The organism is Deltaproteobacteria bacterium IMCC39524 (assembly GCA_029667085.1).
Classification (GTDB): domain Bacteria; phylum Desulfobacterota; class Desulfuromonadia; order Desulfuromonadales; family BM103; genus M0040.
Genome location: JARUHJ010000006.1, coordinates 38,231 through 53,304, shown reverse-complemented (window position 1 = coordinate 53,304; position 15,074 = coordinate 38,231). Strand labels below are relative to the sequence as shown.

16 protein-coding genes are annotated in these 15,074 nt (G+C 52.3%); 11 read left to right on the top strand and 5 right to left on the bottom strand.

What is annotated here, in order from left to right; all coding sequences use genetic code 11:
- Window positions 1-23: 23 nt before the first annotated feature.
- The gene (locus tag P9J64_14575) at window positions 24-1,406 is read left to right on the top strand and encodes a YhjD/YihY/BrkB family envelope integrity protein (GenBank protein MDG5469553.1); all 1,383 of its coding nucleotides are present in this window, start codon (window positions 24-26) and stop codon (window positions 1,404-1,406) included.
- Here P9J64_14575 and P9J64_14570 read toward each other — a convergent pair.
- On the bottom strand, window positions 1,367-2,107 hold the full coding sequence (locus P9J64_14570; GenBank protein ID MDG5469552.1) for a UDP-2,3-diacylglucosamine diphosphatase: 741 nt from the start codon (window positions 2,105-2,107) through the stop codon (window positions 1,367-1,369). The genes P9J64_14575 and P9J64_14570 overlap by 40 nt on opposite strands.
- Before the next feature lie 61 nt (window positions 2,108-2,168).
- On the opposite strand from P9J64_14570, the gene P9J64_14565 reads away from it, so the two are divergent.
- The 3 genes from P9J64_14565 to P9J64_14555 are packed head-to-tail and all read left to right on the top strand — an operon-like array spanning window position 2,169 to window position 5,542.
- The gene (locus P9J64_14565; GenBank protein MDG5469551.1) at window positions 2,169-2,630 is read left to right on the top strand and encodes a nucleoside recognition protein; all 462 of its coding nucleotides are present in this window, start codon (window positions 2,169-2,171) and stop codon (window positions 2,628-2,630) included.
- Window positions 2,627-3,085: a nucleoside recognition protein gene (locus P9J64_14560; GenBank protein MDG5469550.1), complete on the top strand. Its 459-nt coding sequence runs from the start codon at window positions 2,627-2,629 to the stop codon at window positions 3,083-3,085. Before P9J64_14565 ends, P9J64_14560 begins: the two co-directional genes overlap by 4 nt.
- Before the next feature lie 3 nt (window positions 3,086-3,088).
- Window positions 3,089-5,542 carry a heavy metal translocating P-type ATPase gene (locus P9J64_14555; GenBank protein ID MDG5469549.1) on the top strand — a complete coding sequence of 818 codons (2,454 nt, stop codon included), beginning with the start codon at window positions 3,089-3,091 and terminating at the stop codon, window positions 5,540-5,542.
- Window positions 5,543-5,637: 95 nt separating this feature from the next.
- On the opposite strand, the gene P9J64_14550 is transcribed toward P9J64_14555, so the two are convergent.
- Together P9J64_14550 and P9J64_14545 are read right to left on the bottom strand one after the other, a co-directional pair.
- Window positions 5,638-5,862 (bottom strand): hypothetical protein, encoded by a 225-nt coding sequence (locus P9J64_14550; GenBank protein MDG5469548.1) that lies wholly within the window; start codon window positions 5,860-5,862, stop codon window positions 5,638-5,640.
- 30 nt (window positions 5,863-5,892) lie between these two features.
- Window positions 5,893-6,372 carry a YchJ family protein gene (locus P9J64_14545; GenBank protein ID MDG5469547.1) on the bottom strand — a complete coding sequence of 160 codons (480 nt, stop codon included), beginning with the start codon at window positions 6,370-6,372 and terminating at the stop codon, window positions 5,893-5,895.
- A 220-nt stretch (window positions 6,373-6,592) separates the two neighbouring features.
- Here P9J64_14545 and P9J64_14540 point away from each other — a divergent pair, with 220 nt between their 5' ends.
- Window positions 6,593-7,756 (top strand): GAF domain-containing protein, encoded by a 1,164-nt coding sequence (locus P9J64_14540; protein MDG5469546.1) that lies wholly within the window; start codon window positions 6,593-6,595, stop codon window positions 7,754-7,756.
- 92 nt (window positions 7,757-7,848) lie between these two features.
- On the opposite strand, the gene rnhA is transcribed toward P9J64_14540, so the two are convergent.
- Window positions 7,849-9,339, bottom strand: a complete 1,491-nt coding sequence (rnhA, locus tag P9J64_14535; GenBank protein ID MDG5469545.1) for a ribonuclease HI — start codon at window positions 9,337-9,339, stop codon at window positions 7,849-7,851.
- Between the two features lie 110 nt (window positions 9,340-9,449).
- Window positions 9,450-9,797, bottom strand: a complete 348-nt coding sequence (locus P9J64_14530; GenBank protein ID MDG5469544.1) for a hypothetical protein — start codon at window positions 9,795-9,797, stop codon at window positions 9,450-9,452.
- Window positions 9,798-10,031: 234 nt separating this feature from the next.
- On the opposite strand from P9J64_14530, the gene P9J64_14525 reads away from it, so the two are divergent.
- The 6 genes from P9J64_14525 to P9J64_14500 all read left to right on the top strand — a co-directional run bounded on the left by P9J64_14525 (window position 10,032) and on the right by P9J64_14500 (window position 15,064).
- Window positions 10,032-10,499 (top strand): TIGR00725 family protein, encoded by a 468-nt coding sequence (locus tag P9J64_14525; GenBank protein MDG5469543.1) that lies wholly within the window; start codon window positions 10,032-10,034, stop codon window positions 10,497-10,499.
- 8 nt (window positions 10,500-10,507) lie between these two features.
- Entirely contained in the window at window positions 10,508-11,545 is a 1,038-nt protein-coding gene (locus P9J64_14520; protein ID MDG5469542.1) for a DHH family phosphoesterase, read from the top strand.
- Between the two features lie 58 nt (window positions 11,546-11,603).
- Entirely contained in the window at window positions 11,604-12,683 is a 1,080-nt protein-coding gene (locus tag P9J64_14515; protein ID MDG5469541.1) for an N-acetylmuramoyl-L-alanine amidase, read from the top strand.
- Window positions 12,680-13,411 (top strand): ribonuclease PH, encoded by a 732-nt coding sequence (rph, locus tag P9J64_14510; GenBank protein ID MDG5469540.1) that lies wholly within the window; start codon window positions 12,680-12,682, stop codon window positions 13,409-13,411. The genes P9J64_14515 and rph overlap by 4 nt, the downstream gene beginning before the upstream one ends.
- Before the next feature lie 2 nt (window positions 13,412-13,413).
- Window positions 13,414-13,998, top strand: a complete 585-nt coding sequence (locus P9J64_14505; GenBank protein ID MDG5469539.1) for an XTP/dITP diphosphatase — start codon at window positions 13,414-13,416, stop codon at window positions 13,996-13,998.
- Window positions 13,999-14,395: 397 nt separating this feature from the next.
- Entirely contained in the window at window positions 14,396-15,064 is a 669-nt protein-coding gene (locus P9J64_14500; protein MDG5469538.1) for a succinate dehydrogenase cytochrome b subunit, read from the top strand.
- The last annotated feature ends 10 nt before the right edge of the window (window positions 15,065-15,074 follow it).

Below are 15,074 nucleotides of genomic sequence, written 5' to 3'. Positions count from 1 at the left end.
CTTTCTGGAAAAGTGAGGTTCTCTTGAGCGCATTACATTCTCTGATTGATCGAAGCCGTAATTTCCTGGAGCATGAGCTGTGGGAAATGGATGCGGTTGACAAGCCCTGGTGGCAAAAGTTTCTTGTTAATCAGGGGCAGATACTGGCTATTGTGGTCCGTGGTTTCATTGCTGATGGCTGTATGTTGCGGGCTTCGGCGCTGACCTTTACGACTCTTTTGTCACTTGTTCCCCTACTGGCGTTGGTCTTTTCGGTTCTCAAGGGTTTTGGTGTGCAAAATGAACTTGAACCACTCCTCCTCGAGCAGTTGGCCGTTGGTGGTGGCGCCGCAGTCACCAAGATCGTTGAATACATCAATAACACCAATGTTGCCCGTCTGGGCAGTTATGGCCTGATTTTCCTGATCGTTACCGTACTGACTCTTTTGTCCAATATCGAAAAATCATTTAACCGTGTCTGGGGAGTTGTGGAAACACGCCCTATGCTGAGACGTTTTACCGATTATTTCTCGGTAGTCACCATTGGTCCGTTGTTGGTGGTGGTTGCAATTTCCATGACCAGTACTTTGAAAAGCCAGCAGCTGGTGATAACCCTGATTAAGTACGAATACCTTGGAGAGGTTTTACTCTTCATGTTCGAAATCTTACCGTTTATGGTGATGTGGCTGGTGTTTGCCGGGCTGTATCTCTTTATGCCGAACGTCAAGGTCAGCCCACGAGCTGCCCTGATCGGTGGAGTCTTCGGTGGTACACTCTGGCAACTGAGCCAGTGGGGTTATCTTAACTTTCAGGTTGGCGTGGCCCGTTACAACGCTATTTACGGAACTATGGCGGCCCTGCCAATCCTCATGATCTGGATTTATCTTTCCTGGATGATCGTTCTCCTGGGCCTGGAAATGACCTACGCCACGCAGAACCTGAGGACTATTCGTCAGGATCTCAGGGGCCAGAGGGTTAGTTTCGCCAGTATCGAGTTTATTGCTCTGACGGTGCTTCTCTTTGTCTCCCGGCGCTTCTACGCCGGCAAACCGGCTCTGGGTCAAGAGGACCTGGCTTCGCATCTTGATGTCCCCCCTCGTCTTTTACGGACAATTCTTGAGGAGTTGACGCGTCTCGGTTTTGTTGTGGAGACGACACAGGAAATCGATGGCTCCGGATACCAGCCAGCGCGGGCTCTGGAAAAGATCCGCTTGCACGATGTGATTCGAGGTTTGGCCGTTGACGGTACAGACTACAGCCACCTTCGTCAGAGTCCTGAACGTGGGATGGTCGCCAGCCTAGAAGAGACTTTGCAACGGGCCGAGCGTGAGGCGCTGGCTGATATGACGTTAAGAGATCTGGTCTTAAGGGTCGAAGAATCGGGCGATCAGGATACAGAATTGGACGGGTTGGTGTCGACCGGGTAGGTCTTCAGGCTGAAGGCGTGGTTTTCGTAGACTGCGTAGGAAAATTGCGTGATCCAGTCACCCAGGGCGATGTGTTCTCCATCGCCCAGTTTTTCGTGAAAAGGGTGATGGTAATGACCGGTGACAAGAGCCTGGTAACCTTCGGCAAGAATTGCTTCAGCGTAGGGCCGCAAGATTTCGCGAGCCGGCCAGCGACTGCGCCTTTCCCCCACACTCTTCCGGCTGTTGTAGCTGCCCCGGGTCGCTATAGCCATGGTCAGGCTGTTTGGCGCGAAACGGAGCAGAGTGCGTATCAAACCGCTGCGCAGAAAGGTGCGCAGGCGGCGATAGCTTTTGTCTGCGGGGTTGGCAAGGTCGCCGTGCGCGAGGAACACTTTTTTGCCGTCAAGCTCAATACTGCCGCCCTCAGGCAGAACCTGGCAAGCTAACCGATCGGTAAAGATCGGCCCCAGGTGGAAGTCGTGGTTGCCCTCCACGTAAACCAGTTTTGTGCCTTGCTGGTGCATTCTCTCGAGGGCATCGATGACAGGCACGTAGGCTTCAACCACGCTTGCCTTGCCGATCCAGAATTCGAAGATGTCGCCAAGCAGAACCAGCGTGTCCGTTTTGCCGCACTGATCTTTAAGGAAGGCCAGCATGGCATGGTAGTTCGGATCGGAGGGCTCGCAAAGGTGCGCGTCTGCCAGGAAAATTGCTCTCATGGCCGTCACTATAGGACTGGGCTTTGGATATGTCAACATCACTAGGAAGAGTGCTTAAAATATGGAAATAACAGAGGAACAGGTTCCGCCAATCCTGCAGCGTATTCGTTTTGGGGCCATCGAAGGCTGGTGGACGGTTTTTAAGATGATCAAGTTTGTCCTGCCGCTCTATATTATTGTCGACCTCTGCAAAGCCTATGGTCTGCTCGACAGTCTGGGGGTCTGGTGTGCTCCGCTCATGGAACTGTTCGGTCTGCCTGGGGCAACGGCTTTTGCCTTTATCGCCGGGGGACTGATCAACCTCTACGCCGCTATTGCGGTTCTGGCACCCCTTGACCTGACGCCATGGCAGGTTACCCAGTGCGGGGTCATGATGGGCATCGCCCATAACCTGGTCCTTGAAGGCGGTGTGTTAAGCAGTACCGGTGCCCGTGGTGGCGTTCTGACTCTCTGCCGCATTCTGCTTGCGGCCGTGGCCGGCTGGTTGATGTTCGGCATGCAGGTCCTGGGGGTGGCAGGATGATGACGATCCTCTATGAGGCCATCCTCGGCGGATTGATGCTATGTGGTAAGCTGGTAATCATAGTCGTGCCACTGGTAGCAGCCTTTGAAGTCCTGCGTTATGTCAGAGTGTTTCGTGACCTCGGTTCACGGACCGAACCGGCTATGCGTTGTCTTGGCTTGGGAAAATCTGCTGTTCTGCCGCTCTTTACCGGGATATTCCTCGGCATCGCTTATGGCGCTGGCATTATCATTCGTTCGGCGGCTACCGGGCAGATGGATAAGCGCGAGCTTTTTCTTACGGGACTCTTTCTGGCCACCTGCCATGCTGTGATTGAAGACGTTTTGATCTTTGTTGTTTTAGGCGGCGATGCTGTTGTCATGCTTGGTCTGCGACTCGCCTTGGCCATCTTCTTAACCAGCCTGCTGGCCTGGCTCTGGAAACCTCAAGAGGGATCATTCGGTCCGGAGGTTTGATTCTTGACCACAAAAGCTGAAATCACTTTGCCGATCTACGGCATGAGCTGTCAAAAGTGTGTTGCCAAGGTCTCTGCGGCCTTGCAGGCGGTGGACGGGGTGAGTGCGGTTGTGGTCTCGTTAGAAGAGCAACAGGGTCGAGTTCAGGTTGTGGGTGGAGGCCCTGGTCGCGAAGAGCTGCTGGGTGTCGTTGTCGCTACGGGCTTTCAGGTCGTGGCACCTATTGCCAAGGATGAAGCTGAGACAGCAGAGAACCGTGCTCCCGAGAATTCCGTCAAGATGGAAAAAAAACGCACGAGTACATTTTTCTTGCAGGGAATGACTTGCGCCAATTGTGCGCAAACCATTGAAAAAGGCCTCGCCAGAATGCCTGGTGTCTCTTCGGCCACTGTCAACTTTGCTGCCGAAAAACTCTCTGTTAGCTATGATCCCAATCTCGTGCAAAGCACTGATCTGATCCTCAAGGTCGACGCTCTCGGGTATCGCGCTGCCGCCGAAGATTCCGAAGATCTGCATGAAGGTCGCAGACAACTCTATTGGCTGATTTTTGCCGCCAGCCTGTCACTGCCGATCATGCCGCTGATGTGGTTCACCCCTTTCGGTTCCGCAACTCTCTATCTCATCTGTGGTCTGTCGACTCTGGTTCAGTTCAGTGCCGGTTTAACTTTTTATCGCAGCGCCATGAAATCGCTTAAAAATCTTTCGACCAATATGGATGTGCTGGTCGCTATGGGGATCACTGCCGCCTATGGCTATTCGCTGCTGGCCTTCTTTCATATCTTTGGTCTTTTCGGTGAAGTTTTTTTCGAAACCAGCGCTATGCTGATCACCTTTATCCGTTTCGGCAAGTGGCTGGAAGCCCGTGCGAAAGGGAAGGCCAGCCAGGCGTTGAAAACGCTTTTAAACCTGCAGGCCGATCGCGCCCTGCTGCTGGTGGATGGCAAGGAAGAGGAAGTGCCTGCCAGTCAGCTGCGGGTCGGTGACCAGGTGGTGGTCCGCCCCGGTGAGAAAATCCCTGTGGATGGCATTGTTGTGGAAGGTTCTTCGGCAGTTGATGAGGCGATGGTCACAGGTGAATCGCTGCCGGCGGAAAAAGTGCCGGGAGCCGAGGTTACCGGAGCGACGATCAACACCTGTGGCCGGCTGGTTGTTGAAGCGACCCGGGTTGGCAGTGAAACAGTGCTGGCGCAGATTGTGCGCATGGTCGAAGAGGCCCAGGGCGATAAAGCGCCGATCCAGAGATTGGCTGATGCGGTCTCCAACTGGTTTGTGCCGGTTGTCGTGGTCATTTCAACCCTGACTTTTATCACCTGGTACAGCCTGGTCGATGCCGGCTTCCTGTTTGCCTTTAAGATGGCGATTGCTGTCCTGGTGATTGCCTGCCCCTGTGCTCTTGGCCTGGCCACACCAACGGCGATTATGGTGGGCAGTTCCGTTGGCCTTTCAGCCGGGATTCTTTTCAAAAAGGCTTCGGTTTTGGAAAACATCTCGCGCTTGCAGGTGATCCTGCTCGATAAAACCGGAACTCTGACCAAAGGCGCGTTTTCCGTGACTGATTTGCAGAGCGTAGATGCTGTTAGTGACGCTGAGTTGCTCAAGTACGCGGCCGCCGTGGAGGCGGCCAGCAGTCATCCCCTCGCCAGGGCCGTTGTCGAGCATGCCGAGAGCAATGCGGTCACTTACCCGTCGGTTGGTGATGTTGAGGAAGTGGGCGGCTACGGTCTGGTCTGCCAGGTTGATGGTGCTCGGCTTCTGGCTGGAAGCCATCGCTTGATGGAACGTGAGTCGATCGACGTTGCGGCTTTTCAAGATCAGGTCAACGCCTGGGCCGAGGTTGGCAAGTCTGTGATTTATGTGGCCAGGGACGGGCAGGCGATGGGCGTCCTTGCTCTGGCTGACACGATCAAGGAAGGGGCCGCAGAAACAATCTCCCGATTACGGCAGCTCGGTTTGGAAACGGTCATGATGACCGGAGACCGGCTGGCTGCAGCCGATGCAGTTGCCTCTCAACTGGGCATTGACCTTGTTGAAGCCGAAGTCTTGCCTGCCGACAAACTCAACGTGGTGAGGCGCTACCAGGAGAAGGGCAGACGGACCGGTATGGTTGGAGACGGTATCAACGATGCTCCGGCTTTGGCTCAGGCTGATGTCGGCATTGCGATTGGCAGTGGTACCGATGTCGCCAAGGAAACCGGTGACCTGGTTTTGGTTAAAGGGGATATCCGTGATGTCGAGCGTAGTATCCGCCTTGGCCGTAAGACACTTGCCAAAATCAAACAGAACCTGTTTTGGGCATTCTTCTATAATGTTGTTGGCATCCCGATAGCTGCAGGCCTGCTCTACCCGGCTTTCGGTATTGTCCTCAAACCGGAGTTCGCCGGACTGGCCATGGCTTTCTCGAGTGTGTCTGTGGTGACAAATAGTTTGCTGCTAAAGAGGTTTGCCGGAAAACTTTGATAATGCAGGAGATGAAGGGAAAATTGGTGACAGTGACCTCATCCAAATGTTGTGTTGAGAAATGAGGTGACTGTCACCTTATTTTTGTGTCCGGTTTACTTGCTGCCACCCATTGGCATCGAGCCGAGCAACGGCATCAGTTGCGCCAGGTCCAAGCCGCTTTCCTGAACGATGCCGAGGAAGACAGGCAATAGCTGCATCAGAAAAGTTTTGTCTTCCATGGCATCCTTCGCCAGGCCGGGAAGGGTTTCAAGGATGAATGCTTGTTTTTCTTCGAGTGATAGCGCCATTACGGCATCGGTGATCTCTTGCTGAGTCATAGATTGGACCTTTCTTGTTTCGTTAAATAATTACCCGCAGCACTTTTTATATTTCTTGCTGCTGCCACAACTGCATGGATCATTGCGACCGATTTTGTTTGCGGTTATCGGCTGAGATTTGACCCTCTCACCTTCTGTGAACAGCCATGTTCCCTTCTCGCGTTTGAATTGACCTCGCTCGTGATGGCTGCGTCGACCTTCTTTGTCGCGGAATTTGGCAATAAATTCCACTTCCCCTTGCTTGTCTTCGGGGCCACCTTGGCTGGTGCTGACAATCTCCAGGCCATACCATTCCGATTCCTCGGCCCACTTGCGTGTTCCCTTGTGATCGTAGCCTTCTCGATGTTTGGGATGGGTGCTGTTGTAAATGAAGTCGACCTCGACTTTTACATGAGCTGAATAACGCGCCCGCATCGTTTGTTCTGCTGTGTCGGCCTTCTTCGTGCCGCTTATGATCGGTTCGCAGCAGGCAGCGTAATCATTGCCACTTCCGCATGGACAGCTGTTCATAGGTTTATTCTCCTTGATTGGTCATCAGACCGGCTTCAAAAGTCTGCCGAAGTCTATTCATCCAGGGGGCGGCTGTCAAGATAACCGTCCCCTTTAAAAACCGAGTCGAGGAGATAAAAGCCCCTGCTGTCAGTAAAACAGGGTACCCATTTCAGTTTTTTCAACTATAATCTAACGGATATTCTTTAATGGTTACATTTTCTGTGGAGGTACTTGAAACATGATCCAGTCCAACACCAACGAATATTTCAGACTCTTTTTCGAAACGGCCCAGGCGATTCTTTCTGCTAGCAGCTTGCAGGAAACTCTCGATTCTCTGGTGCAACGTACTGTTGCTGCTCTGGAGATTAAAGCGGGCGGCTTGCGACTGATTGATGAGGAGAGCCATAACCTGAAACAGGTTTCATCGTTCGGTTTAAGTGAAACCTATTTGAATAAAGGCGCGCTTAATGCTGACCAGAGTATCCCTGAAGTGTTGGATGGGCTGGTCGTTTATGTCAAGGACGCCTGTAGCGACCCTCGTATCCAGTACCCGGAGGCCATGCGCGCAGAAGGGATCGCTTCTGTTCTGTCGGTGCCTGTTATTGCCAGCGATAAAGTGATTGGTGTGTTGCGCCTCTATAGCGCGGAGCCTCATGATTACAGTGATGAGGATATCGAGTTCGTCTCGGCTCTTGCTGAAATGGGCGGTATGGCGATTGTCAATGCACGGATTTATCAGGATAAGGATGAGCAGCTTGCATCCCTGTTCGAAGAGATAGGTGTAGACCTGCCGACGACGGTTGAAGCGGTAATCCAGGAGCTCAGCGTCTCTGCCGTCCAGGAGATTGATCCGAGTAAGAGTCTGGGCTATTTCCGCACGCTGCATGAAATCACCAGTGCGGTTCTCTCGACTCTTGATTCCAAAGAGGTTGTCCAGCTGATTGTTGATAAGGTGATCAGCATCATGCAGGTTAAAGCGAGCGCGCTGCGCCTGAGGAATGAAACAACCCATGAGCTTGAGCTGATCGCCACGTCTGGTCTGAGTGAGACGTTCCTGGCCAAAGGGCAACCGCACACTGACCAGAGTATCAGCGAGACCCTGGCCGGAAGGCCCGTTCTGATTACTGACACCGCCAATGATCCGCGCCTGGAATACCCTGTTGAAACCGTTGCCGAAGGGATTGCTTCGATTCTCTCCATGCCGATCATCGCCCAGCAACGTGTGGTTGGCGTTCTCCGCCTTTACAGTGCCGAGAAGAGACTCTACAGCCAGGAGGAGATTACCTTCCTCTCTGCCTTGGCTGAGATCTCTGGTATCGCCATCATGAATGCGAAAATCTACGAAAAAACCAACAATGACCTGTCTTTCTGGACGGCGACTCTTGGCTACATGCAGGACTGATCCTTACACACCACCATGCAGGCAAATCGGGGGCACATCACTGATGTGTCCCCGATTTTTTTGATTATTGTTTTGTGAATTGCAGATGTGTATCAACACAAGCGTAGTTGACCATCCTCGTCACTGTCGAATTCTGACTCTTCCCTGACCGGAACCGATTCCTGTTTGACCGGCGGTAAAGGCTCGGCTACGGCCTCTTCGAACGCCACGGCCTTCTCGGGTGAATGGGTCTCTTCAGTCTTTCTGATATTGACTTCGACTGCACGCTTGGCCAGCTTGTCACAACGTTCATTGAACGGGTGCCCTGAGTGCCCACGAACCCATTCCCAGGATATTTCATGTTGTTTGGAGAGAATTTCAAGCTGTTTCCAGAGATCCTGGTTGGCGAGTGCCCCCGGTTCTTCCAGTCGTCCATTGCGAGTCCAGTTGTGAATCCATTTGACCATGCCCTGGACGAGATACTGGGAGTCGCTGAACACATGAACCCTGCTGCGGTTATTCAGGGCCTCCAGACCCTTGATCGCAGCGATCAGCTCCATCCGTTGCGATGTCGACTCAGGTTCATAACCACTCAACTCTTTTTCGTGACCTGCATAGCGCAGCACGACACCAAATCCACCGGGGCCTGAGTCCGTGCCCGAGCCGTCACTGTAGAGCTCAACCACACCCGGAGCCGGTGCTGTAAAAGCAATTTCCAAAGCCTCGAACTCCAGCTCGCGCAACAAGGGTATCAAGGTCATAAGGTTCGGTTCCTGTCTTGCGAGATCGTCAAGAGAAACGTCTAGCTCAACATCGTAGCGGACTGTTGCAAGAGTTTTCGATAGTCTGGCCTGGTCGGCATAGAGTTGCAGGTTCTCCTTTCGTTTTTTGCCACTCACCAGATGTTTCCATTTGAGGACATCTTCGAGTGAGCCAAAGCGTCGAACCAGTTCGGCTGCGGTCTTCTCACCAACCCCGGGAACACCCGGAATGTTGTCCGAGGTGTCTCCGGCCAACCCCAGTACGTCTGGTACACTTTCTGCGGGGACCCCGAAGCGCTCAAGAACCTCCTGGGGGCCGGAACGTTTATCCTTCATGGTGTCCAGCAGGGAGATCTTTTGGTCGACAATCTGCATCAAGTCTTTGTCGCCGGTAACGACGGTCACCTGCAGTTCTTCGCTGGTATAGCGTCGCGCCAGCGTCGCAATGACATCGTCAGCCTCAAAGCCGGCAATTTTCATCGTTGAAATATTGAGTGCCTGCAGAATTTTCCTGATGTACTGAATCTGGTCGGCCAGGTCTTCAGGCATGGCGTCCCGATTTGCTTTGTACTCTGGGTAGAGCTCTCTCCGAAAGGTCTCTTCTCTGGGAGGATCAAAGATGATGGCCAGGTAATCGGGTTGCTTCTCCTGAAGAAGATTCAGGAGCATCTTTGTGAAGCCGAAGACGGCATTGGTTGGCATGCCGGTCGAGGTCGCAAGATCTCTGTAGCCGTAGTAGGCCCGATATATGTAGCTCGATCCATCGAGCAGGTAGAGTTCTCGAGGCGTCTCTGCCGGCTCTGATGATATGCGGCTCTCAGCGGGTTGATTTATTGTTTTCATGATGGTTTTAGAATCGCATATTCCGGGCGTTCATCAAACAGCTTTGTTTTGCTCCTGCGTTGCTGCTTTGTGGACGTTTAAAGGGTGCATGTCGGTGAAGCCGCTGCGCATCAACGCCTTGTCAGGCTTCTTACTATGTCAACTTCTCTCTGTCGGCCCAGCGCTCTTAGCGTTTCAATCGTACTCTCGCTGTGTTCTTTTGCTTCTCCGGTGAGGTACGCAAACAGAAAGGATGCCAGCGTGGCCTGTGCGGTCGCGTGCTTTTCTCTCAACGTTGTCCTCTTCCCGGCTTCGAGCCACAGCTCACCGGAACGCTTCTGGTGAAAGGCAATGGCCTCGCTCGTGATTGCCAGTTGCTTCTCCAGGGTCTGGTCTTCGTCGTATTTAAAGGCTTCCACAATTTTTTCGGGGAAGTCCTCCTGGATATAATCAGCAAGTTGCCTCAGTTTATTTCTCACGATGACCCCTGTCGCTTGTGAATTCTGGTGTTTCCCCGTTGGCTTAATGCAGAAAATGATAATATGCTCTTCTCTGGCTGACGGCCAGATTTGTTTTTGTCTTCAGCCATGATTATACTGAGTGCGCAGACACTGACTGTTCCTTCTTTCTGTCGTCCTGTTTTGCGTTTTTCTTTTTTTTGGGGTTTAATGCTTCTTCGAGTTTAAACGCCTGCTTGTATTTTAGAGACCTTCATGAACAATTGTTGTAAAACGATTATCGGTGTTATCGGTGCTTCGCAACCTTCGCCAGAGGGCCTGGTTATGGCAGAAGCTGTCGGTCGTGAGATTGCCTCGCAGGGCGCGGTTCTTGCCTGTGGCGGTCTCGGTGGTGTTATGGAAGCCGCTGCAAAGGGGGCAAACGAGGCCGGAGGCGAAGTGCTTGGAGTCCTGCCAGGCTCTGACAAGGCACATGTAAACCCTTACGTGACAATTGCGGTGCCGACAAATATGGGCCATGCTCGCAATGTGATTATTGCTCATACTGCTGATGCTTTGATCGCTGTTGAGGGGGAGTACGGTACCCTCTCCGAGGCGGCGATTGCGTGTAAACTCTGCAAGCCGGTCTTTGTCTTGCCCGGCGGGCCACAACTTGCTGGAACTGTCGCAGTGAGTTCTCCGCAGGAAGCGGTGACTCTTGCTTTTGAAAGTATGAAACGATGACCTCAAAAATGGACTGTAACAAATCTCACTCTAAAGAGTTCTCTACGGAGATTATAGAAGGACTTCGTGGCAAGGGGTCAATCCTGATTGTCACCCACGATCATCCTGATCCCGACGCCCTTGCCGCTGCGGTGGCTTTGCAACATTTGATCCTGGTTAAGACCGGACAGGAAGCCACGATCGCTTTCGGTGGCGTTATTGGTCGCCGTGAAAACCTGGTGATGGTTAACGAACTGGAGATCAAGACAAAGTCGATCGACGATCTTGACCTTGATACGTTTAATGCGATTTGCATGGTTGATACCCAGCCGGGTACCGGCAATAATTCTTATCCGGCTGATCGGCGAGTGGATCTGGTGATTGATCATCATCAGATAAAAGAGTGCACACAGGCAAGTCGTTGGGTTGATGTTCGTCCTGAATACGGGGCTTCGGCCAGTATCCTTTTCGAATATCTGCAGTCTCAGGAGGTCAAGATCGCCACCAAGTTGGCAACAATCCTCTTTTATGCGATCAAGTCAGAGACAGAAGACCTCGGTCGAGACTGGACCAAGTCGGATCGTGACGCCTACTTGAAACTGATGCCCCTTTGCAATAATCGCATCCTGCATGAAATCACCCATCCAAAATCATCTCGGGTTTATTTTAAGTATTTTGATACGGGTATAAAGAATGCGAAGATTTATGGAAATGCGTTGATTTTTAATCTTTACTTGATTGATCACCCTGAAATTGTCGCGGAAATTGCGGATTTTCTGATGCGTGTTGAGGGCATAGAAATCGTTTTAGGCATAGGTTGTTACCACGAAGAGGGTGTTCTTTCCATGCGAACCAGTCATCAGGAGACCCATGCCGGGATTCTCATGCAAAAGATAGTTGAAGGTCTTGGTACCGGTGGTGGTCATAGTATGACGGCTGGTGGTCAGGTCCGGTCTTTGCCGGCTGAGCGCAGGAGTCTCGGTGCCTTGGAGTATGATTTGGCCGGCCGTCTTCTGGCCGCCCTGGGTCGGGAGCACAGCGAACCTGAACTTCTGGTTAATCACTAGTATTCCCTCGAAAATGTCTGCGTTGACACCCTCGCGCATCTGGAGTATAAAACGCGCCATGCCTCGCTTTACACTGCAATCATTCTGTCTGTTCATTTTTCTGCTTGTGGCCGTTTTGCCGGCCAGTGCTCTTGTTGAAATTGGTCGCCCCGGTGAAGAGTCTCTGGTGGTTGAGGATGTCTACCTGCGTGAGGGAACGGCCTTTGTTTCCATCGATGATGTTATGGCGGCCCTCGCTTTGGAGGGTGAATGGAATTCTGTCGCCCATGTTTATGTCATTAAAACTCCGCATGGCCGGGCCATTATATCCCCCGGGAGTCAGTATCTGAAGTTGGGTGACAACTTTATCCCGATCTCTCATCGTCCACGCTTTATCGACGGCAAACTGCAAATTTCAGAAGTCTTTCTGCTGCAGCAGTTGGCACCTCTGCTGACAGAGCCTATTCACTATCGCAATCATAATCCTCCCGCGCCGACACAAAATGAGGACCCCCTCGATCGTCTCTTTGCTTTCCTGTTGCGCAAGAAAGAGCCGGTCGCTGATGGCAGCAAGTGGACGGTTTCCATTGATCCCGGACATGGCGGAGAGGATAGCGGAGCGCTGGGCTTGAACGGTAGTAAAGAGAAGGCTGTGACGCTCGCTGTCGGCCAGCGACTGGAAAAGCTTCTGAAGATGCATCAGGATGCACCGGTTGTTCTGACGCGTGACGGAGATTACGCTCTCGACATGGACCGTCGGCTTGAAGTTGTTGCACAGGGCCAGTCTGATGTGTTGATCTCCTTGCATGCCCAGGCGTTTTTCTCTGAAGAGGCTTCAGGCGTCAATCTTTATGTCCAGCCGCAAACCGAGCGCGATGTTCCCGATGGTCTGGTTGTGGAGAACTCCAGTTTGAAGCTCGCTGAAAGGTTACGTGAAAAGCTGCAGAAAAACGGCTTTGACGTTAACGCTATTAAAGAGCTTCCGATTTATCCCCTTGGACGAGGTGACTTGCCTCGCGTACTGGTAGAGATGGGCAGCTTGAGCAACTCTATCGACTTTACCACCTTGCAGGATCCGATTCGTCAACAGGATTTCGCCCGCGCTCTCTTTGATGGTTTGCAGGCGTTTTTCGATAGCTTCTCTGGAGTCAATCAATGAGTTCTACTCTACCCGCCCGTCACGATGGCCGTCGGGCCAATCAGCTTCGCCAGGTTAAGATCGAACGTGGTTTTACTCGCTATGCGGAAGGCTCGGTGCTGATCTGTTTCGGAGAAACGCGAGTCCTCTGTAACGCTTCTGTTGAAGAGAAGGTGCCATCATTCATGCGCGGCCAGGGTCGTGGTTGGGTGACCGCCGAATACAGCATGCTGCCACGTGCGACGCAAACCCGCTCCGGGCGTGAAGCCGCTCGTGGCAAGCTGGGTGGCCGGACTATGGAGATCCAGAGACTGATCGGTCGGGCTTTACGCGCCATCGTCGATTTCGAGTTGCTTGGAGAACGTACTATCGTCATTGACTGTGATGTCCTGCAGGCCGACGGGGGAACCCGTACTGCTTCAATCACCGGGGCCTGGATTGCTCTTGCCGACGCGGTAGAAACGCTACTCGAGCAGGGGCTGATCAAAAAGTCGCCTTTGAAAGACAGCGTTGCAGCGATCAGTTCGGGAATTTTTAAGGGCCAGCCGGTCCTCGACCTCGACTACGTTGAAGACTCCGGCGCCGAGGTTGACATGAACTTTGTAATGACCGGTGAGGGTCGGTTTGTCGAAGTTCAAGGTACGGCAGAAGAGGAGCCTTTTACAGCCGACCAACTGGATTCACTACGGGAGTTGGCCAGTCATGGTTGTCGTGAGTTGACGACACTACAGCTGGATGCCCTCAAGTAACCGTGATGGAACTCGTTGTCGCCACACGAAATGCAGGTAAACTCAAAGAGATTCGTCGGCTCCTCGAAGCACAAGGTGTCGGTGTTCTCGGCCTGGACCAGTTCCCTGAGCTTCCGGATGTCGAAGAGGATGGTGACACCTTTGCGGCCAACGCCACCAAGAAGGCCGAGGAAGTTGCCCGTGCTACGGGTTTGCCTTGCCTGGCCGATGACTCCGGCTTGACCGTTGCTGCTCTTGATGGCCGCCCGGGGGTTTATTCTGCACGTTTCTCCGGTGAAGAGGCCACTGACTGCAGCAATAACCGCAAACTGCTTGTGGAGATGGCTTCAGTCCCTGAGAATGAACGCCAGGCGGCTTTTTGTTGCGTGATGGCCCTCTGTCTGCCCGGTCAACAAACACGTCTGTTCGAAGGTCGTGTTGAGGGTCATATCCTGAAACAGTTACAGGGGGATGGTGGCTTTGGTTATGACCCTCTCTTCTGGTTGTCTGAATTCAACTGCACCATGGCGGAGTTACCGCTTGATGTTAAAAATCGTATCAGCCATCGTGGGCAGGCGTTACGACAAATTGTTGAGTTCCTCACATAGCTCTTCGCTCCAAATTCACCTCCAATCTTTAGTGTTGTTGTGTTCACCCTGAACCTTAGAAAAGGGACTATTCCTGTAAGGTTTTGAGGGAAAACTGATAAAGCCATTTTCTTTAAATTTTTACTTTATTTTTTCTCAAACGGTGTTTAGTATACGGAAGTCTTGTATACAGTATGCAGTTATATGTGCGGCGAATCAGGAGAGAGAGAAGTATCGCTGGTCGCTGCAGTGTGACAAGGGCTATTAATATGGGATTGTCAAGTCGTTGGCGAGGACCTCCTCGGTAGGCATGGCAAGGCAGCTCGTCTTGTTTTGTTTTGTGAACTGGTTCAACCGGTTTTCGAGTTGGTCTTTTTCGGGTTTCATCCATCAACACATTGAGTAAGGGATCAAAATCATGCAACTGACGCAAAGTTCTGTGGGCAGAAAGATCATCATGGCCGTTACCGGCATCGTGTTGGTCGGCTTTGTTTGTGTGCACCTCCTGGGCAATTCGTCCATGTTTGTCGGTGCAGACGCAATCAACGCTTATGCGCAGAAGCTGCACAGTCTCGGACCATTCGTCTGGGTCTTCCGGCTGGTTATGCTGGTAGCTTTTGCTTTACACATCGCTTTTGGGATCCAGTTAACACTGGAGAACAAGGCCGCAACCCCCGAGGCGAATGTTCAAGTTAAACGCCTGAAGACAGGTTTCGGTGCCGAAACCATGATCGTTTCGGGCCTGGTGATGTTGGCTTTTGTCATCTATCACCTGCTGCACTTCACCGTTCGAGTGACTAATCCTGAGATCTACGTTCCGCTCGGTGACCATGGCATGGTCGATGTCTACTTCATGGTGGTCAATGGGTTCAAGAGTGTCTTGCCGGTCATTATTTATCTCGCCGGTATGCTCTTCCTGTTCCTGCACGTCAGTCACGGCTTCCAAAGCCTGTTCCAGACTCTGGGACTGAGCAATGACAAGTCACTCCCGGTCACGGGAATGGTCAGCAAATTGGTTGGTTTTGTTCTCCTCCTGGGGTACATCGCCATTCCTTTGTCGATCGTTTTCGGCTGCATCAAGCTTTAGGAGGTCGATT

What these genes read in the sequence shown, in the direction of transcription:
- P9J64_14570 (MDG5469552.1), bottom strand. Translation starts at nt 2,107, where the DNA reads ATGAGAGCAATTTTCCTGGCAGACGCGCACCTTTGCGAGCCCTCCGAT.
- P9J64_14565 (MDG5469551.1), top strand. Translation starts at nt 2,169, where the DNA reads ATGGAAATAACAGAGGAACAGGTTCCGCCAATCCTGCAGCGTATTCGT.
- P9J64_14560 (MDG5469550.1), top strand. Translation starts at nt 2,627, where the DNA reads ATGATGACGATCCTCTATGAGGCCATCCTCGGCGGATTGATGCTATGT.
- P9J64_14550 (MDG5469548.1), bottom strand. Translation starts at nt 5,862, where the DNA reads ATGACTCAGCAAGAGATCACCGATGCCGTAATGGCGCTATCACTCGAA.
- P9J64_14545 (MDG5469547.1), bottom strand. Translation starts at nt 6,372, where the DNA reads ATGAACAGCTGTCCATGCGGAAGTGGCAATGATTACGCTGCCTGCTGC.
- P9J64_14540 (MDG5469546.1), top strand. Translation starts at nt 6,593, where the DNA reads ATGATCCAGTCCAACACCAACGAATATTTCAGACTCTTTTTCGAAACG.
- rnhA (MDG5469545.1), bottom strand. Translation starts at nt 9,339, where the DNA reads ATGAAAACAATAAATCAACCCGCTGAGAGCCGCATATCATCAGAGCCG.
- P9J64_14525 (MDG5469543.1), top strand. Translation starts at nt 10,032, where the DNA reads ATGAACAATTGTTGTAAAACGATTATCGGTGTTATCGGTGCTTCGCAA.
- P9J64_14520 (MDG5469542.1), top strand. Translation starts at nt 10,508, where the DNA reads ATGGACTGTAACAAATCTCACTCTAAAGAGTTCTCTACGGAGATTATA.
- P9J64_14515 (MDG5469541.1), top strand. Translation starts at nt 11,604, where the DNA reads ATGCCTCGCTTTACACTGCAATCATTCTGTCTGTTCATTTTTCTGCTT.
- rph (MDG5469540.1), top strand. Translation starts at nt 12,680, where the DNA reads ATGAGTTCTACTCTACCCGCCCGTCACGATGGCCGTCGGGCCAATCAG.
- P9J64_14500 (MDG5469538.1), top strand. Translation starts at nt 14,396, where the DNA reads ATGCAACTGACGCAAAGTTCTGTGGGCAGAAAGATCATCATGGCCGTT.